General features: G+C 55.3%; 16 protein-coding genes. 8 read left to right on the top strand and 8 right to left on the bottom strand.

Annotated elements, in window-relative coordinates; genetic code table 11:
• Positions 1-334 precede the first annotated feature (334 nt).
• Together AC2FAJ_RS15840 and mdtD are read left to right on the top strand one after the other, a co-directional pair.
• Positions 335-1042 carry a FadR/GntR family transcriptional regulator gene (locus AC2FAJ_RS15840; protein ID WP_028014903.1) on the top strand — a complete coding sequence of 236 codons (708 nt, stop codon included), beginning with the start codon at positions 335-337 and terminating at the stop codon, positions 1040-1042.
• Positions 1039-2472: a multidrug transporter subunit MdtD gene (gene mdtD, locus AC2FAJ_RS15835; protein WP_028014904.1), complete on the top strand. Its 1434-nt coding sequence runs from the start codon at positions 1039-1041 to the stop codon at positions 2470-2472. The genes AC2FAJ_RS15840 and mdtD overlap by 4 nt, the downstream gene beginning before the upstream one ends.
• Here mdtD and rbsR read toward each other — a convergent pair.
• The 7 genes from rbsR to kup form a co-directional block, all read right to left on the bottom strand.
• On the bottom strand, positions 2438-3430 hold the full coding sequence (gene rbsR / locus AC2FAJ_RS15830; RefSeq protein ID WP_072252026.1) for a ribose operon transcriptional repressor RbsR: 993 nt from the start codon (positions 3428-3430) through the stop codon (positions 2438-2440). The genes mdtD and rbsR overlap by 35 nt on opposite strands.
• Positions 3431-3433: 3 nt before the next feature.
• Complete coding sequence (rbsK, locus tag AC2FAJ_RS15825; RefSeq protein WP_041911755.1) at positions 3434-4363, bottom strand: ribokinase; 930 nt, start codon at positions 4361-4363, stop codon at positions 3434-3436.
• A gap of 108 nt (positions 4364-4471) precedes the next feature.
• Positions 4472-5362: a ribose ABC transporter substrate-binding protein RbsB gene (rbsB, locus tag AC2FAJ_RS15820; RefSeq protein ID WP_010426610.1), complete on the bottom strand. Its 891-nt coding sequence runs from the start codon at positions 5360-5362 to the stop codon at positions 4472-4474.
• A gap of 27 nt (positions 5363-5389) precedes the next feature.
• Entirely contained in the window at positions 5390-6355 is a 966-nt protein-coding gene (gene rbsC, locus AC2FAJ_RS15815; protein ID WP_006808742.1) for a ribose ABC transporter permease, read from the bottom strand.
• A gap of 4 nt (positions 6356-6359) precedes the next feature.
• Positions 6360-7865 carry a ribose ABC transporter ATP-binding protein RbsA gene (rbsA, locus tag AC2FAJ_RS15810; protein ID WP_485454308.1) on the bottom strand — a complete coding sequence of 502 codons (1506 nt, stop codon included), beginning with the start codon at positions 7863-7865 and terminating at the stop codon, positions 6360-6362.
• A gap of 7 nt (positions 7866-7872) precedes the next feature.
• Entirely contained in the window at positions 7873-8292 is a 420-nt protein-coding gene (gene rbsD, locus AC2FAJ_RS15805; protein ID WP_003862392.1) for a D-ribose pyranase, read from the bottom strand.
• Between the two features lie 227 nt (positions 8293-8519).
• Positions 8520-10388, bottom strand: a complete 1869-nt coding sequence (kup, locus tag AC2FAJ_RS15800) for a low affinity potassium transporter Kup (protein WP_041911753.1) — start codon at positions 10386-10388, stop codon at positions 8520-8522.
• 221 nt (positions 10389-10609) lie between these two features.
• Between kup and ravA the strand changes: the two genes are divergently transcribed.
• A complete protein-coding gene (gene ravA / locus AC2FAJ_RS15795) occupies positions 10610-12106 on the top strand; it encodes an ATPase RavA (protein ID WP_045631286.1) in 1497 nt (498 codons plus the stop codon).
• Complete coding sequence (viaA, locus tag AC2FAJ_RS15790) at positions 12100-13551, top strand: ATPase RavA stimulator ViaA (RefSeq protein ID WP_041911751.1); 1452 nt, start codon at positions 12100-12102, stop codon at positions 13549-13551. Before ravA ends, viaA begins: the two co-directional genes overlap by 7 nt.
• Here viaA and asnA read toward each other — a convergent pair whose 3' ends face one another.
• Positions 13552-14544, bottom strand: coding sequence for an aspartate--ammonia ligase (asnA, locus tag AC2FAJ_RS15785; RefSeq protein ID WP_041911750.1), 993 nt, complete (start codon positions 14542-14544; stop codon positions 13552-13554). It abuts the gene before it with no gap.
• Between the two features lie 151 nt (positions 14545-14695).
• On the opposite strand from asnA, the gene asnC reads away from it, so the two are divergent.
• From asnC to rsmG, 4 genes are all read left to right on the top strand, one after another.
• Complete coding sequence (gene asnC / locus AC2FAJ_RS15780) at positions 14696-15154, top strand: transcriptional regulator AsnC (protein ID WP_008500198.1); 459 nt, start codon at positions 14696-14698, stop codon at positions 15152-15154.
• 90 nt (positions 15155-15244) lie between these two features.
• Positions 15245-15694: an FMN-binding protein MioC gene (mioC, locus tag AC2FAJ_RS15775; protein ID WP_041911749.1), complete on the top strand. Its 450-nt coding sequence runs from the start codon at positions 15245-15247 to the stop codon at positions 15692-15694.
• A 374-nt stretch (positions 15695-16068) separates the two neighbouring features.
• Positions 16069-17958 carry a tRNA uridine-5-carboxymethylaminomethyl(34) synthesis enzyme MnmG gene (gene mnmG, locus AC2FAJ_RS15770; RefSeq protein WP_193359073.1) on the top strand — a complete coding sequence of 630 codons (1890 nt, stop codon included), beginning with the start codon at positions 16069-16071 and terminating at the stop codon, positions 17956-17958.
• Positions 17959-18065: 107 nt separating this feature from the next.
• Positions 18066-18689 carry a 16S rRNA (guanine(527)-N(7))-methyltransferase RsmG gene (rsmG, locus tag AC2FAJ_RS15765; RefSeq protein ID WP_045631288.1) on the top strand — a complete coding sequence of 208 codons (624 nt, stop codon included), beginning with the start codon at positions 18066-18068 and terminating at the stop codon, positions 18687-18689.
• The last annotated feature ends 483 nt before the right edge of the window (positions 18690-19172 follow it).

Genomic DNA, 19172 nt, shown 5'->3' with positions numbered 1-19172 from the left:
ATTGTCTGATAAATTGTTAAAGAGCAGTGCCGCTTCGTTTTCGCTGCGGCGCGGGGTGTGCATATTACGCTTTCCCGCTTCAGAGTCAAGCCTTTATTTTGGTTTTCTCTGCTGACCCGGCGGCTTGCGTGCCGTTGTTCCGTGTCAGTGGAGGCGCATTATAGGGCGTTATTCTTAAGTGACAAGAGGAAATTCAAAAAAAGTTTCTGACCGTGTTTTTTTTCACCAACAGAGGTGATATCAAGCTACAAATTGTTCTATTTGATGTATCTGCAACCACAATCACATTCGAGGTGGCATAATTAACAGCATGAAACATTAAGGAATAAAAGCGATGCCATTAAGCGCACAACAGCTGGCCGCCCAAAAAAATCTGTCCTATGTGCTGGCAGAAAAGCTGGCGCAGCGGATTTTAGCGGGTAAATATGCCCCGGGGAGCATCCTGCCGGGTGAATTGGAGCTGGGTGAGCAGTTTGGAGTAAGCCGTACCGCGGTTCGCGAGGCGGTGAAAACCCTGACGGCAAAAGGCATGGTGCTTCCACGCCCTCGTATTGGCACGCGCGTGATGCCACAGAATAACTGGAATTTTCTCGATCAGGAGCTGCTCTCCTGGTGGATGACCGAAGACAACTTCCATCAGGTCGTCGATCACTTTCTTGTAATGCGCAGCAGCCTTGAACCTCAGGCATGCCTGCTTGCCGCCACGCTCGGGACAGCAGAGCAGAAAGCGCAGCTTAACGCACTCATGGAAGAGATGGTGTTCCTGAAAAAACACTTCAACCGGGAACGATGGATTGAGGTCGATATGGCCTGGCATGAACATATCTATATGATGAGCGCCAATCCGTTCCTCACTTCCTTTGCTTCGTTATTCCATTCGGTGTACCACACCTACTTTACCTCTATTACACAAGACGAAGTGGTAAAGCTGGATTTGCATCAGGCGATAGTAGATGCCATTCAGGAGAGCGACGGGCAGCGAGCCCTGACTGCATGTCAGGCATTGCTGACCGCACCAACCCACCAGCAGGTAAATAAATGACAGAGAAAAAAGCGCGCAGCATGGCCGGATTGCCGTGGATTGCAGCCATGGCGTTCTTTATGCAGGCACTGGATGCCACCATCCTCAATACGGCGCTTCCCGCCATTGCGCAAAGCCTTAACCGCTCCCCGCTGGCAATGCAGTCCGCCATCATCAGCTACACCCTCACGGTGGCGATGTTGATCCCGGTAAGTGGCTGGCTGGCCGATCGCTTCGGTACCCGAAGAGTTTTCATGCTGGCCGTAACGCTGTTTACGCTCGGTTCACTGGCCTGCGCGCTCTCCACTTCATTAACGGAGCTGGTTATCTTTCGCGTACTGCAGGGAATAGGTGGCGCGATGATGATGCCGGTGGCGCGCCTCGCTTTGCTGCGTGCCTACCCACGCAGCGAACTGCTCCCCGTACTCAACTTTGTCACCATGCCAGGGTTGGTCGGCCCAATACTTGGCCCGGTCCTCGGGGGTGTGCTGGTTACCTGGGCAAGCTGGCACTGGATTTTCCTGATTAATATTCCGATTGGCGTGGCAGGGCTAATCTATGCCCGCAAATATATGCCGAACTTCACCACGCCAAGGCGCAGCTTCGATATGGGCGGCTTTTTCCTGTTTGGACTGAGCCTGGTGCTGTTCTCCAGTGGCATGGAGCTCATTGGCGAGAAGCTCGTTGAAACGTGGCTGGCGCTCGCCGTCATCCTCAGTGGTATTCTGCTGTTCCTTCTTTATATACGCCATGCGCGTCGTCACCCGACACCGCTTATCTCTTTATCTCTCTTTAACACCCGAACCTTTTCCGTCGGGATCGCGGGCAATATTGCCTCACGTCTGGGCACGGGCTGCGTACCGTTCCTGATGCCATTGATGCTGCAGGTCGGTTTCGGCTATCCGGCCCTGATTGCCGGCTGCATGATGGCGCCCACGGCAATGGGTTCCATTCTGGCGAAATCGACGGTCACACAAGTACTGCGCTGGTTTGGCTATCGTAAAACGCTGGTTGGCGTGACGGTCTTTATCGGTCTGATGATTGCGCAGTTCTCGCTGCAATCCGCGGCGTTACCGGTCTGGATGTTGATCCTGCCGCTATTTGTGCTGGGAATGGCGATGTCAACGCAGTTCACGTCGATGAACACCATCACCCTTGCGGACCTGACCGACGAGAACGCGAGCAGCGGCAACAGCGTACTGGCGGTGACCCAACAGCTGTCGATCAGCCTCGGGGTAGCCGTGAGCGCGGCGGTGCTGCGGTTTTATGAAGGGTTTGACGGCACGAATACCGTCGAGCAGTTCCACTATACCTTTATCACCATGGGCGCGCTTACCGTGGTGTCGGCGCTGGTCTTTATGTTGTTAAAACCGAAAGATGGGCGGAACCTGATTAAAGAGCGTCACAAAGAGAAAGCTAAACCGAACCGCGTTCCATCAGAACAGGAGTAAGCTGCAAACGTTGCTGTTGCAGCGTGGGCTGAGCCATACGGTGGATCAACACGTCGATGGCCAGCTCACCCAGTTCATCCTTCGGCTGATGGATCGTGGTCAACGGCGGCGTCATATAGCGCGCCAGTTCGATATCATCGTAGCCCACGATCGCCATATCGTCCGGAACGCGTAACCCTGCCTGATACAGCGCCTGATAGGCACCAAACGCCATCGCATCGTTACCGATAAACACCGCCTGCGGGCGAGGCTCTTGCGCCAGCAGCGTCTGCATTGCCTCGAAACCGCCGTTAAACTCGAAATCGCCGGTGATGCGATAGCCATCAGGAATGGCAAGCCCTGCCCGCTCCATTGCCGAAAGATAGCCTTCCAGACGCAAGCGCGCCGGGGTTTTATCCAGCGGGCCGGTAATACAGGCAATGCGGGTATAACCTTTATCGATCAGATGCTGCGTCGCCATATCGCCGCCCAGCAGCGAGTTATCCTGAATCAGATCGCTGGTCCCGTCGAACGGCGCCCAGTCCATCATTACCGTGGGAATAGAAGGATAGCGCTGAATGATCTCTTTTGAAGGTTGATGCGTTTCGGTACAGAGCAGCAGCAGCCCGTCGACGCGTTTTTGCATCAGCGTTTCCAGGTTGCGGTTCATGCGCTGCTCGTCGCCTTCAGTATTGCACAGCACCAGACTGTAGCCACGCTCGAAGCAGCTGCGCTCTACGCCACGAACAAGTTCAGAATAGAAAGGATTGGTACTGGCCGTGATCAGCATGCCGATGGTGCGCGTCTGGTTAAGCTTCAGACTGCGCGCCAGCGCCGACGGCGCATAGTTGAGATCTTTTACTGCGGCTTCGACTTTCTCCCGAATCGCCTCGCTGACGAAGCGGTCGTTATTAATAACGTGAGAGACGGTCGAAGTAGAAACGCCCGCCATGCGGGCGACATCTTTCATCGTAGCCAAGCGTTACCCCTGCTGACTTAAGAATTCATCGATCTCTTTACGCCACGGAACGGAAGGCTGTGCGCCTTTGCGCGTCACCGCAATCGCGGCGGCGGCATGCGCAAAGCGGATCGCGTCATCCATCGCTTTTCCTTCCAGCAATGCCGTCGCCAGCGCACCGTTGAAGGTGTCTCCAGCGGCGATGGTATCAATGGCTTTGACCTTAAAGCCCGGCACGCGACGGCCTTCGCCATTGACGCTAGCCCATACCCCGCGGCTACCAAGAGTAATGATAACGGTCCCGATGCCTTTTGCATGCAGCACTTTCGCCGCACGCGCGGCATCATTGTCATTTTCAACGCGAATGCCCGTCAGCTTTTCCGCTTCGGTTTCGTTCGGGGTGATGATATCCACCAGCGCCAGCAGTTCGTCTGATAATACACGGGCAGGCGCAGGGTTAAGTACGACAGTGGTATGATTTTCATGCGCAATTTTCGCGGCGGTCAGCACGCTTTCAACCGGGGACTCCAGCTGCATCAGCAGGGCTTCCGCTCCGGCGATGATCCCACGCTGCGCTTCGACGCGTTCAGTCGTTAACGCGGCGTTAGCCCCCGCATGAATACCGATGACATTCTCACCTTCCGCATTGACGAAGATCAGCGCCACACCGGTAGATTCCCCTTCAACAACGCTGACGGGTGCAGTATCGATGTTGTCACTTGCCAGCTGCTTGCGTACGCGCTCGCCGGTATCGTCATCACCCGTACAGGCGATAAACGCGATATTCGCCCCGCTGCGCCCGGCGGCAACTGCCTGGTTTGCGCCCTTACCGCCGAACGCGACCTGATACTGATTGCCGGTGACGGTTTCGCCCGGAGTGGGGAACGTTTCAAGGTTAAGAATGTGATCGGCATTGATACTGCCAAGGACGACGAGGTTGCCTGCGGTTTTCATGTATTGAGGTGTCCATCTGAGAGCGCCACCGGTATTACCCGGTGGCGTATGCCACACTTTTCTTTTATTTGGTGTCCCTCAGGCAGCCAGCGACTGCCTGAATCGCCTTTACTGCTTAATGACCAGCTTCAGGTCAACAGGGTATTTGGCCTGAACTTTTTCGCCCTTCAGCACTTTGTCGGCAGTTTCAACGCCAGTCGCGCCAATCTGCTCAGGCAGCTGAGCGATGGTCGCAGCCAGTTTGCCATCATTTACTGCTTTTTCACCATCCGGCGTGCCGTCAAATCCGACAACCATCACATCTGATTTACCTGCGGTCTGGAGCGCACGCAGCGCACCGAGCGCCATCTCATCGTTCTGTGCAAATACCGCCTGCACATCTGGATGCGCGGTCAGCAGGTTCTGCATGACGTTCAGACCCTTAGTACGGTCGAAGTCTGCCGGCTGGCTGGCCAGCACGTTGAATTTGTGTGCAGCCACGGCCTGCTGGAAGCCTTCACCACGTTCACGGGCCGCGGAAGTCCCGGCAATGCCCTGCAGTTCGATAACTTTCGCGCCTTCACCGGCTTTCTTCGCGATGTAGTCACCAGCAATTTTACCGCCCAGCACGTTATCAGACGCAATGTGGCTCACAACTTCGCCTTTCGTTGCCTGACGGTCCAGAGTGATCACCGGAATTTTCGCCTGGTTTGCCATCTTCACGGCGTTGCCTACGGCATCAGAATCGGTTGGGTTGATCAGCAGAATTTTGGTGCCACGAACGGTTAAGTCCTGAACGTTAGCCAGCTCTTTCGCCGGGTTGTTCTGTGAATCCAGCACCACCAGGTTGTAGCCCAGTTTGTCCGCTTCTTTCTGCGCACCGTCCTTCAGGGAGACGAAGAACGGGTTGTTCAGGGTAGAGACAACCAGCGCGATGGTATCTTTCGCCATGGCGTTAGCACTTACGGTTGCGCTCAGCGCGACAGCAGAAACCAGGGTAGCCAGTTTTTTCATGTTCATATCTAAGATGTCCTGTAGTGTCGTCAGTTACTGTTTTTTGTTGTCTACCAGTACCGCCAGCAAAATCACCACTGCCTTAACGATCATCTGGTAATAGGAGGAAACACCTAACAAATTCAAACCATTATTCAGGAAACCGAGGATCAGTGCGCCGATCAATGTCCCAACAATGCGACCTTTACCGCCCGCAAGGCTCGTACCGCCCAGAACCACCGCCGCGATGGCATCCAGCTCGTACCCCGTCCCCGCCGTCGGCTGCGCGGAAGAGAGGCGCGCCACTTCGATGATGCCCGCCAGTGACGCCAGCAGGCCGCACAGGGAGTACACGATAATTTTGACTTTATTAACGCTGATACCGGACAGGCGCGTGGCCGCTTCGTTACCACCCAGCGCATAGATATAACGGCCCAGGCGGGTATGGTGCAGCATGTACCACGCCGCCAGGAAGACGATAGCCATGATCCAGACCGGGGTCGGGACACCCAGCGGGCGACCGATACCGAACCAGCCAAACAGATCCGCGTTATCCGTAAACCCGGTATTCACCGGGCTACCGTTGGTGTAAACCATGGTCACACCGCGCAGCAGCAGCATCATCACCAGCGTGGCGATAAACGCCTGAACGCGGCCTTTTGCCACAATCACACCGGTAACGGCACCAATCGCCGCGCCAGCCGCCAGTGCAGCCGCAACGGCCACCAGCGCGTTGACCTCAATTCCCACAATTGAAGCGGCGATCGCACCGGTGAGCGCCAGCAGGGAACCGACGGACAGATCGATACCCGAGGTCAAAATCACCAGCGTCATGCCGACCGCCATAATGGCGTTCACCGACGTCTGCTGCAGAATGTTGAACAGGTTATTCACGGTGAAGAAATTCGGGCTCATGGTCGAGACAATCGCGATAAGCACCAGCAGGGCAATCAGCGATTTTTGTTCCATCAGCCATGCCTTTGTGAAATAGCGGCGACCAGAAACAGCCTGGGTAGTCATCTTCTTACTCCTGATTCACGCGATTAAGCTTGCCCACAGCGGCAGCCATCAGAACTTCCTGGGTGGCCTGCTCGCGAGTGAATTCACCGCCGAGATGCCCTTCATGCATGACGATAATGCGATCGCTCATGCCTAATACCTCTGGCATCTCGGAAGAGACCAGAATGATGCTCAGACCGTCGGCCTTAAACTGGTTAATCAGCTGATAGATCTCTTTCTTCGCCCCCACGTCTACGCCGCGGGTTGGCTCATCGAGGATCAACACTTTCGGGCGCGTCATCAGCCCGCGCGCAATCGCCACTTTCTGCTGATTCCCGCCGGACAACAGGCCAATCGCCTGCTCCATCGACGGCGTTTTAACATTAAAGAGACGGATAAAATCGCTGACCGCCTGCTGTTCATCTTTGTGTTTCAGGCTGCCGCCGCTATGGCTGAAATAGCGCAGCGCGGTGAGGGACATATTCTCTTTCACCGACATGCCCAGCACTAAGCCGTCGCGCTTGCGGTCTTCGGAGATATAGACAATGCCGTTCGCCAGCCCGTCCTGCGGCGAGCGGGTCACCACTTCATGGCCGTCAAGAGTAACGTAACCGCTGGTGCGCGGCAGTGCGCCGTACAGCACTTTCATCAGCTCGGTACGGCCCGCGCCCATCAGGCCCGCCACGCCCAGGATCTCGCCCTGACGCAGGGTAAAGGTCACATCGTTTACGCCTGGGCCGCAAAGGTTATCTACCTTCAGACGGATCTCGCCCGGCGCTTTGTCCAGATGCGGATATTGGTCTTCGAGCTTACGTCCCACCATCATTTCGATCAGCGTATCTTCGGTCAGCGTTGCCACTTCGCGCTCGGCGATAAACTGGCCGTCGCGGAAGACGGTAACGTCGTCGCAAATTTCGAAGATCTCTTTCATGCGGTGAGAGATATAGACAATGCCGCGTCCCTGCGCTTTCAGCTCGCGGATCACGCGGAACAGGGATTCGGTTTCGGTATCGGTCAGGGCGTCGGTCGGTTCATCCATAATGATGACCTTCGACTCGAAGCTCAGCACCTTCGCGATTTCCACCATCTGCTGATCGCCGATGGAGAGGTCGCCCACCAGGCGGTCGCTCTTAAAGCGCAGGTTCAGCTTCGCCAGCAGCTTGTCCGCTTCGGCGTACATGGTTTTCCAGTCGATTTTGCCGAACCGGTTCACGAACTCGCGGCCCAGGAAGATGTTCTCCGCAATGGTCAGCTGCGGGATCAGGTTCAGCTCCTGGTGAATAATGCCGATGCCCGCTTCCTGAGAGGATTTCGGGCCGTTAAAGGTGGTTTCTTTACCCAGCCAAACGAGTGAACCGGCATCGCGCTGGTAGATCCCGGTCAGCACTTTCATCATGGTGGATTTGCCGGCACCGTTTTCGCCCACCAGCGCCATCACGCGTCCTGGGTAGACGTTAAGCGCCGCACTGGAGAGGGCTTTTACGCCCGGGAACGACTTATCGATCCCTTTGAGTTGCAGTAATGCGTCCATGATGGCCTCAGAAGGTGACGCCAGCACAGAGAATGATATTCGCATACGGGGAACACTCCCCGCTGCGAATCACCGCCTGACTGTCTGCGGTTTGTTGTTTGAACTGTTCGTGCGTTGTGTAACGAATTTCTATGGTGTTTCCCTGGTGTTGTTGCAGTTGCTCAATGTGGCTGAGCAACGTTTCGTGGAGTTGCGGATTATGTTGTTTGATTTCCGCCGCGAGAATGGCCGCCTCAACCTGCATCTCCGCCGTCACCACCTCCAGTACCTGCATAAACGAGGGCACGCCCTGCGTTAACGCCATATCGATACGGGTTGTGCTGCGCGGAACCGGTAAGCCTGCATCGCAAACCACCAGCGTATCGGTATGCCCAAGACGGGAAATAACCGATGAGATTTCTGAGTTGAGAACCGTGCCTTTCTTCATTTTCTTGCTCCACTAGCGAAACGTTTCGCTAAAAATAGTGTAGCCGCATAAATGTTCAGAAAACCATCATGACGTAACGGATTTGTGATCAACGTCGAAACGTTTCGCTAAGTGAAATGGAAGGGGAGGTAAATGCAAAACGGTAACCGTCAGGTTACCGTTTTAGATGTTTGCGCCCTCTCCCTGTGGGAGAGGGACGGGGTGAGGGCATCAGGCCGCACGGAGACTTAAATCTCGACCTGCGTCCCCAGCTCAATGACGCGGTTAGGCGGGATCTCAAACTGGTCAGGCGCGCGCAGGGCGTTACGCTGCAGGATCAGATACAGCTTGCCGCGCAGACGCAGGTACCATGGGCGCTTGCCGATGATCAGCGACTCGTGGGACATAAAGAACGACGTTTCCATCATCCGGCAGCTTAACCCTTCCAGACCGCAGCGGTGGAACACCTCTTCCACGTTCGGCGTTTCGCGCCAGCCGTAGCTCGCCACCACGCGCCAGAAGGTCGGGGACAGCTGCTCAATCTGTACGCGGCGCACGTTGTGAACGTACGGCGCATCTTCGGTGCGCAGCGTCAGCAGGATCACGCGCTCGTGCAGCACTTTGTTGTGCTTAAGGTTATGCATCAGCGCAAACGGGATTACATTCAGGGCACGAGACATGTAAACCGCGGTACCCGGCACGCGCACCGGCGGGGATTTCTCAAGCGACGCGATCATCGCCTCCAGAGAATTACCGTGCTCATGCATGCGGCGCAGCAGGCGGAAGCGCTCGCTTTTCCATGTGGTCATGACAATGAACATCAACAGGCCCAGCGTCAGCGGCAGCCAGCCACCGGAGACAATTTTGTCGAGGTTCGCAGAGAACAGCGGAACGTCAATACACAGGAAGCCCACCAGAATCATCCCCACGAGGAACTTATTCCAGTGCCAGTTGCGGTACGCCACCGTGGTGGAGAGAAGCGATGTCAGCACCATCGTACCGGTCACGGCAATACCGTAGGCCGCCGCCAGATTACTGGAGTGTTCGAAGCTAACAATCACGATCACAACAGCAAAATAGAGCAGCCAGTTAACGAACGGGATGTAGATCTGGCCCGACTCCATCTCTGAGGTATGGATGATGCGCATTGGCGAGAGATATCCCAGACGAACGGCCTGACGGGTCAGAGAGAACACCCCGGAAATCACCGCCTGAGAGGCAATCACGGTCGCCAGCGTTGCGAGGATCAGCATAGGCACCAGCGCCCAGTCAGGTGCCAGCAGGAAGAATGGGTTCTTAATCGCTTCCGGGTTCTTGAGCAACAGCGCGCCCTGACCGAAGTAGTTCAGCACCAGCGACGGGAGCACCACAATAAACCATGCCACGCGGATAGGCAGCTTCCCGAAATGCCCCATGTCAGCATAGAGCGCCTCCACACCGGTGATGGAGAGCACGACCGCACCCAGCGCCACGAAGGAAACCACTTTGTATTCAAGGAAGAAATGCACCGCCCAGTAAGGGTTCAGCGCATGCAGCACGTCCGGGTTCGCAATAATGCTGCGCAAACCGAGCGCCGCCAGGATCAGGAACCAGGCCAGCATAATCGGCGCAAACAGTTTGCCCACCAGCCCGGTACCGTGTTTCTGGATCATGAACAGCAGCGTCAACACGATGATTGCCAGCGGGACAACCCAGGCATCAAGCTGCGGGGCAATAATCTCCAGCCCTTCAATCGCCGAGAGCACCGAGATAGCCGGTGTTATCACCACTTCCCCGTAGAAGAAGCTGCCACCTATCAGGCCGATAATCACCAGCACAGACGTCATTCTGGCCGAGGTATTACGACCGGCAAGGGACATCAGGGTCAGGATCCCGCCTTCGCCCGCATTGTCTGCACGCATAACGAAGGAGAGATATTTAACGGAAACGACCAGGATCAGCAGCCAGAAGATGAGGGACAGGAAGCCAAACACGGCATCGCGCTCAACACCAAAGCCAAACTGGCCGGACAAACATTCACGAAGCGTATAAAGTGGGCTGGTGCCGATATCACCGTAGACAACCCCGATCGCCGCAAGCGTTATTGCGGGTAATGATTGCTTATTATCAGTGCTCATAGACTAGTCTTTTCGTTTAAATAACAAATGTGTTCCTGTCCCTTGGTCCACAAAAAGCGCACAGTATGCACGATTCATTGCAAAATCGTACCCCTAAATGCAACCGCATTAATGTAGCGCAAAGAAAATTGCGCCGCACTTCAGCCTATTACCAGCCCTGACTGAAACGTCTATACTCGCTTCAATTGGCCGCCACAACGGCGAAAGGATGCAAAACTATTATGGCTCACTCACATTTATTAGCAGAAAGAATTTCCCGCCTCAGCAGCGCGCTGGAGAAAGGCCTTTACGAGCGTAGCCACGCCATTCGCCTTTGCCTGCTGGCGGCATTGAGCGGTGAAAGCGTATTTCTGCTGGGACCGCCGGGCATTGCCAAAAGTTTGATTGCACGCCGCCTAAAGTTCGCTTTCCAGAACGCTCGCGCATTTGAATATTTGATGACGCGCTTCTCCACGCCAGAAGAAGTTTTCGGCCCGCTTTCTATTCAGGCCCTGAAAGATGAAGGGCGCTATGAGCGTCTGACGGCGGGCTATCTCCCGGAAGCGGAAATCGTCTTTCTTGATGAGATCTGGAAAGCCGGCCCGGCCATTCTGAATACCCTGCTGACGGCAATCAACGAACGCCGCTTCCGCAACGGCGCGAGCGAAGAGAAGATCCCCATGCGCCTGCTGGTGGCCGCGTCAAACGAACTGCCCGAAGCCGACAGCAGCCTGGAAGCGCTGTATGACCGCATGCTGATCCGCCTGTGGCTGGATAAAGTCCAGGATAAATCAAACTTCCGTTCAATGCTGGTGAGCCAGCAGGACGAAAACGAAAACCCGGTGGCACCTTCACTGCAGGTGACGGACGAGGAGTACCATCAGTGGCAGGATGAGATCGGTAAAATTAAGTTGCCCGACGCCGTCTTTGAGCTGATCTTCATGCTGCGCCAGCAGCTTGATTCCCTGCCTTCCGCCCCGTACGTCTCGGATCGTCGCTGGAAAAAAGCGATCCGTCTGCTCCAGGCCAGCGCGCTGTTCAGCGGTCGCGACGCGGTCGCCCCTATCGATCTGATCCTGCTAAAAGACTGCCTCTGGCACGACGCAGAAGGCATGAACCTGATGCAGCAGCAGCTGGACGTTTTGATGACCGGGCACGCCTGGGGGCAGCAGGCGATGCTCAACCAGCTGGGGGCGATTGCCCAACGGCGCATTCAGCTCCAGCAGCAGCAAAGCGATAAAACCGCGCTAAAAGTGAACCGACTGGGCGGCATGTTCGCCCGCAAACCGCATTACGAGCTACCTGCCGATCTGACCGGCACGACGCTGACACTGCTGCTCCAGCAGCCCCTCAAGCTGCATGATATGCAGGTGGTGCACATTACGATTGAGCGCGAGCCGCTGGCGCAGTGGCTGGATAAGGGCGGGGAGATCCGCGGAAAGCTCAACGGCATCGGTTTCGCGCAGCCGCTGAATATGGAAGTGGACAGCAGTCAGCACCTTGTGATCCGCGACGTGAGCCTTCAGGGATCGCGTCTTGCGCTTCCCGGCACCGCCTCGGACAGCGTGCCGGAAGAGATTAAACAGCAGCTGGAAGCGCTGGATACCGAATGGCATCAGCAGCACACCCGCTTCAGCGAGCAGCAAAAATGCCTCTTTATTCATAGCGACTGGCTAGGTCGCATTGAAGCCAGCCTGCAGGACGTCAGCGCGCAGATCAAACAGGCGCGTCAATGCTAACGCTGGACACGCTCAATATGATGCTGGCCGTCAGCGAGGAAGGGTTGATCGAGGAGGTGGTGATTACCCTTCTGGCATCGCCGCAGCTGGCGGCCTTCTTTGAAAAATTCCCGAAACTCAAAAAAGCGATGACGGACGATCTCCCGCGCTGGCGCGACAATCTGCGGCAGCGGTTTAAGGAGACTGAAGTCCCGCCCGAACTGACGGAGGAAGTCGCGGCCTATCAGCAGTGTCAGCGGCTATCGACGCCACAGTTTATCGTCCAGATCCCGCAAACCCTTACCCTGCTCGATAAAGTCCACTCTCCGTTTGCCAGCCAGGCCAGAACGCTGGTCACAGAAAACGCCACCTTTACCCCGGCGCTGCACACGCTCTTTTTACAGCGCTGGCGCCTGAGCCTGGTCGTCCAGGCTACCACGCTGAACCAACAGCTTCTGGATGAAGAGCGGGAACAGCTGCTCAGCGAAGTCCAGGAACGCATGACGCTGAGTGGTCAGCTCGAAGAGGTGCTGGTAGAAAATGAAAACGCCGCTGGTCGCCTCTGGGATATGAGCGCCGGGCAGCTGCGGCGCGGGGATTATCAACTGATCGTGAAGTACGGCGACTTTCTTACCCAGCAGCCGGAGTTGATGAAGCTCGCGGAACAGCTCGGCCGCTCGCGAGAGGCCAAATCGGTCCCAAAGAAGGATGCCCCGATGGAAACCTTCCGCACCCTTGTACGCGAACCGGCTACCGTGCCGGAGCAGGTCGACGGACTCCAGCAAAGCGATGACATCCTGCGCCTGCTGCCGACCGAGCTAAGCACGCTGGGGATGACCGAACTGGAGTATGAGTTTTACCGTCGGCTGGTGGAAAAACAGCTTCTCACCTATCGGCTGCACGGCGAAGCCTGGCGAGAGAAGCTCAGCCAGCGCCCGGTCGTGCATCAGGACTTTGATGAGCAGCCGCGCGGGCCGTTTATTGTCTGCGTGGATACGTCCGGCTCAATGGGCGGCTTTAACGAGCAGTGTGCGAAGGCGTTCTGTCTGGCGCTGATGCGCGTGGCGCTCGCTGACCGCCGTCGCTGCTTTATCATGCTCTTCTCCAGTGAAGTCGTGGGCTACGAGCTGACGAACCAGCAGGGCATTGAGCAGGCCATCCGCTTTTTAAGCCAACGTTTTCGCGGCGGCACCGATCTGGCCAGCTGTTTTCGCAGCATTGTAGAACGGATGCAGGGCGGCGACTGGTACGACGCTGACGCGGTGGTGATTTCCGATTTCATTGCCCAGCGGCTGCCGGAAGATGTGGTAAATAAAGTGAAGGAGCTGCAACGCGTGCACCAGCACCGTTTTCATGCCGTGGCGATGTCCGCACATGGAAAACCCGGCATCATGCGCATCTTCGATCATATCTGGCGCTTTGATACCGGGTTGCGTAGCCGCCTGCTCAGACGCTGGCGGCGTTAATTAAAGAAGAGAATCGACGCTTTCACGTACCTGCTGCGGCCAGACCCCACACTGCACCTGACCAATGTGAGACAGTTGCAGCAGCAGCATGGTCAGACGGGACTGCCCGATACCGCCGCCGATGGTCTGCGGCATTTCACCGCGCAGCAGCGCCTGATGCCACTCTAATTTAAGGCGATCTTCATCACCGGTCACCGCCAGCTGGCGCTTCAGCGCCTCTGCATCCACGCGGATCCCCATCGAAGAGAGCTCAAACGCATCTTCCAGAACCGGGTTCCAGACCAGAATATCGCCGTTCAGACCGGCATATTCGCTTTCGCCCGCGGTGCTCCAGTCATCATAATCCGGCGCACGAACGTCGTGACGTTTGCCATCAGACAGTTTGCCGCCGATGCCAATCAGAAATACCGCGCCCAGCTCTTTGGCGATCGCCCGCTCGCGGCCTTTGGCATCAAGATCCGGGAAGCGGCTCAGCAGTTCCTGGCTGTGGACAAAGTGGATCGTATCCGGCAGGAACGGTACCAGACCAAACTCTTTGCTCACGGCAGCTTCGGTCGCTTTGATCCCCGCGTAGATCGCCTCAACGGTGGATTTCAGCGTACCGACATGACGCTCGCCGTCACCCATTACGCGCTCCCAGTCCCACTGGTCAACGTAGACAGAGTGAATCGGGGAGAGGCGGTCTTCATCGGGGCGAAGGGCTTTCATGTGCGTGTAGAGCCCTTCGCCCGCGCTGAAGTCGTGTTGTCCCAGGGTTTGACGCTTCCACTTCGCCAGGGAATGCACCACTTCGAACTGGGCGTCTGGCAGTGTTTTCACTTTTACCTGTACCGCTTTTTCGCAACCAGACAGGTTATCCTGCGTCCCGTCACCCACGCGGCTCAGAATCGGCGCCTGAACTTCAATAAGACCAAGCTTCTCTTCAAGCTGGCGGGAAAAATGGGATTTTACGAAACTGATCTGGCGTTGTTTTGCGATGTAAGCGGTTTTCATTATTTATACTCCTGCGTCCTGTTGATAATGATTAAGCAACAGAACCGACACTTAATTCAATAACCCATCAACAAAAAGCCACCTTCACTTTTGATTCGTTAAAATAAGACGCTAGAATAGACGTATTCATTAATCTTCATAAGAAAAAGCTATGGAAAATTATCAGATCGACAATCTGGACCGCGGCATCCTTGAGGCCTTAATGGCCAATGCCCGTACAGCCTACGCCGAACTGGCGAAACAGTTTGGCGTCAGCCCGGGAACCATTCACGTTCGCGTAGAGAAGATGAAGCAGGCAGGGATCATTACCGGTGCGCGCATCGACGTCAGCCCGAAGCAGCTGGGTTACGACGTCTGCTGCTTCATCGGCATTATTCTTAAAAGCGCAAAAGACTACCCCTCCGCGCTGGCAAAGCTGAACGCGCTCGATGAAGTCACCGAGGCGTACTACACCACCGGGCACTACAGCATCTTTATTAAGGTGATGTGCCGATCCATCGATGCCCTCCAGCAGGTACTTATCAACAAGATCCAAACAATCGATGAAATTCAGTCCACCGAGACACTGATCTCCCTGCAAAACCCGATCATGCGTACCATCCGCCCGTGATCGGGCAAATTCATTCCCACATTTTCCACAGGTAGATCCCAGCTCGTTCACAGCGTACAATGATCCCCTCTTTATCTGAGCGAGCGATCAATGGCGGACATTACCCTTATCAGCGGCAGCACTCTTGGCGGTGCGGAATACGTAGCGGAACATCTGGCTGAGAAGCTGGAAGATGCAGGCTTTTCTACACAAACGCTGCACGGGCCGCTGCTTGAAGATCTCCCGGCTGACGGGGTCTGGCTGCTGATCACCTCCACGCACGGCGCGGGCGATCTGCCGGATAACCTGCAACCTTTATATGACGAACTGCTGGAACAGCAGCCCGACCTGTCAAACGTCCGTTTTGGCGCAGTGGGGATCGGCAGTCGTGAATATGACACCTTTTGCGGGGCAATAGAGAAGGTCGAAGCCGCTGTTACCGCTTGCGGAGCAAAACAGCTGGGTGAAACGCTCAAGATCAACATCCTCGATCATGACATTCCGGAAGATCCAGCCGAGATCTGGCTCGCGGAATGGAAAAATTTACTCAAAAACGATTAAAGATCGCGCGAACAGATGTGGATAACTCTGGTTAAAAGCTCGTATTAACCCGTAGTTATCCAAAGAACAACCCTAGCGTCGTTTTTGGCCTGTGTATAAAGTCGCGATCTGATCCCAGCTTATACGGTCCTGGATCACCGATCATTCACAGCAAACGATCCTTCCTAACTGCATGATCTTATTTGCAGGATCGGACTTATCCACACGTGTCCGCGATCCTAATAAGAGATCACAATAGAACAGATCTCTAAATAAAAAGATCTTCTTTTTAATAGCCCAGGATCCCAATGCTTTCTCGAAAGACTAAAGTTGAGTAGAATCCACGGCCCGGGCTTCAATCCATTTTCATACCGCTTTACGCGAGGCAGACCACCATGTTTTATCAGGATCCTTTTGACGTCATCATCATTGGCGGGGGTCATGCAGGCACTGAGGCCGCAATGGCCGCAGCGCGAATGGGTCAGCAGACCCTGCTTTTGACACACAATATCGACACGCTGGGACAAATGTCCTGTAATCCGGCGATTGGCGGCATTGGGAAAGGACACCTGGTAAAAGAAGTGGATGCACTTGGCGGCCTGATGGCGAAAGCGATCGATCATGCGGGCATTCAGTTTAGGATACTAAACGCGAGTAAAGGCCCTGCTGTTCGCGCCACTCGTGCGCAGGCAGACCGCGTGCTTTACCGCCAGGCCGTGCGCACCGCGCTGGAGAACCAGCCGAACCTGATGATCTTCCAGCAGGCGGTAGAAGATCTTATCGTTGAGAACGATCGCGTCGTGGGCGCCGTGACCCAGATGGGCCTCAAGTTCCGCGCCAAAGCCGTGGTGCTGACGGTCGGGACATTCCTGGACGGCAAAATCCATATTGGTCTGGACAACTACAGCGGTGGCCGTGCTGGCGATCCGCCGTCCATTCCGCTGTCTCGTCGTCTGCGTGAACTGCCGCTGCGCGTCAGCCGTCTGAAAACCGGCACGCCGCCGCGTATCGATGCGCGCACCATTGATTTCAGCGTACTGGCCCAACAGCACGGCGATAACCCGATGCCGGTTTTCTCGTTCATGGGCAACGCGGCGCAACACCCGCAGCAGGTACCGTGCTACATCACGCATACCAACGAAAAAACCCATGACGTGATCCGCAATAACCTCGATCGCAGCCCAATGTACGCTGGCGTGATCGAAGGGATCGGCCCACGTTACTGCCCGTCGATCGAAGACAAAGTGATGCGCTTTGCCGATCGTAACCAGCACCAGATCTTCCTGGAGCCGGAAGGGCTGACCTCGAACGAAATTTACCCGAACGGCATCTCCACCAGCCTGCCATTCGACGTGCAGATGCAAATTGTTCGCTCAATGCAGGGGATGGAGAATGCGAAAATCGTTCGTCCTGGCTACGCTATTGAGTACGATTTCTTCGACCCACGTGACCTGAAGCCGACGCTGGAGAGCAAATTCATCCACGGTCTGTTCTTCGCGGGGCAGATTAACGGCACCACCGGCTACGAAGAAGCGGCTGCACAGGGCCTGCTTGCCGGTCTGAACGCCGCCCGCTTCTCTGCCGAGAAAGAGGGCTGGGCGCCGGCGCGTTCTCAGGCCTATCTGGGCGTTTTGGTCGACGATCTCTGCACGCTGGGCACCAAAGAACCGTACCGTATGTTTACCTCTCGCGCGGAATATCGTCTGATGCTGCGCGAGGACAACGCCGACCTGCGTCTGACCGAGATAGGCCGCGAGCTGGGTCTGGTGGATGACGAACGCTGGGCGCGCTTCAACGAGAAGCTGGAACGTATTGAACAGGAACGTCAGCGCCTGAAAACCACGTGGGTAAACCCACAGGCGGATACCGCTGCCGAAGTGAACGCTCACTTAACAGCGCCGCTGTCGCGTGAAGCCAGCGGCGAAGATCTGCTGCGTCGCCCTGAAGTGACCTACGAGAATCTGGTCAAACTGACCGCGTTCGCGCCGGGCCTTGAAGACGCTGAAGCTGCCGAGCAGGTCGAAATTCAGGTGAAGTACGAAGGCTACATCGCGCGTCAGCAGGATGAGATCGAAAAACAGCAGCGCAACGAAAACACGCTGCTGCCGGAAATGCTGGACTACCGTCAGGTGACGGGCCTTTCCAACGAAGTGATCGCTAAGCTGAACGATCACAAACCGGTATCGATTGGCCAGGCCTCCCGTATCTCGGGCGTTACGCCGGCAGCGATTTCGATCCTGCTGGTGTGGCTGAAAAAGCAAGGCATGCTGCGCCGTAGCGCGTAATTGACATTGCTTTTGGCGGGTGGCGCTTCGCTGACCCGCCCTACTTATTCGTAGGCCCGGTAAGCGGCAGAGCCACCGGGCAAAAAAACTCTCAACAGGTATTCACCGTGCTCAACAAACTCTCTCGTCTGCTGGATCAGGCAGGTATTTCGCTCACCGATCACCAGAAAAACCAGCTGGTGGCGTATGTCGATATGCTGAACAAATGGAATAAAGCGTACAACCTGACGTCTGTGCGCGATCCCAACGAGATGCTGGTTCGCCATATTCTCGATAGTATCGTGGTGGCGCCGTACCTGAAAGGTGGACGTTTTATCGACGTGGGGACGGGGCCGGGTTTGCCGGGCGTTCCGCTGTCGATTGTCCGACCCGAGAGCCATTTCACGCTGCTGGACAGCCTGGGCAAGCGCGTGCGCTTTTTACGCCAGGTTCAGCATGAACTGAAGCTCGATAACATCACGCCCGTACAGAGCAGGGTAGAAGAGTTTCCGGCAGAGCCGCCGTTTGACGGCGTTATCAGCCGTGCGTTTGCTTCGCTCAATGACATGGTGAGCTGGTGTAAGCATCTGCCGGCAGAAGATGGCCGTTTTTTTGCGCTGAAAGGACAGCTGCCCGGTGATGAAATTGAACAGCTTCCGGACGGTTTTAGCGTTGAAACCATCGAGAAATTAAACGTTCCGCAGCTCGACGGTGAACGTCATCTGGTGATAATTAAGCCAAACAATTTTTAAAAAAATAATAAAAAATGTGGAATTTGTGCTGTTCTGAGTATGTTAAAAAACAGCACAACTACCCGGGATTTACCAGAGAGCGTTTAACCGCTTTTTTACCAGGGATTTTCTTGCGGTTAACCTCACGTCGATTATTCATCGCGAAGATAGTCAACTATGAAAATATCAGCCTGCTAAAAGTGGAAGGCTGTAACCAGAACGCAATGTTAATTATTTATTAAGAATGTCAATAAAAGGTTTTTATTGTGTACGGGGCTGTTTTGAAAATAGTTGCGATATTTTGTGTTTAATTTCAGAAAGATAATCCTGGGCGATTTACGGCTTTGATAAATACAACCTTATCGCAAATGTGTGTTTTGTGATCTCGTGCACGCTTTGTAGTCAACGTTTTCGCGCTGTTTGCAGTTTTGCTCGAAGGTCGGTGCTTTCTACGAAAGTTAAAAAATAGCGCTGGGGAAAAATATTTAAACATTTATTCACCTT

Source organism: Enterobacter cloacae complex sp. 385G4 (assembly GCF_057320665.1).
Note: the sequence above shows the minus strand (reverse complement) of the source record. Positions and strands in the feature narration are given on the sequence as shown.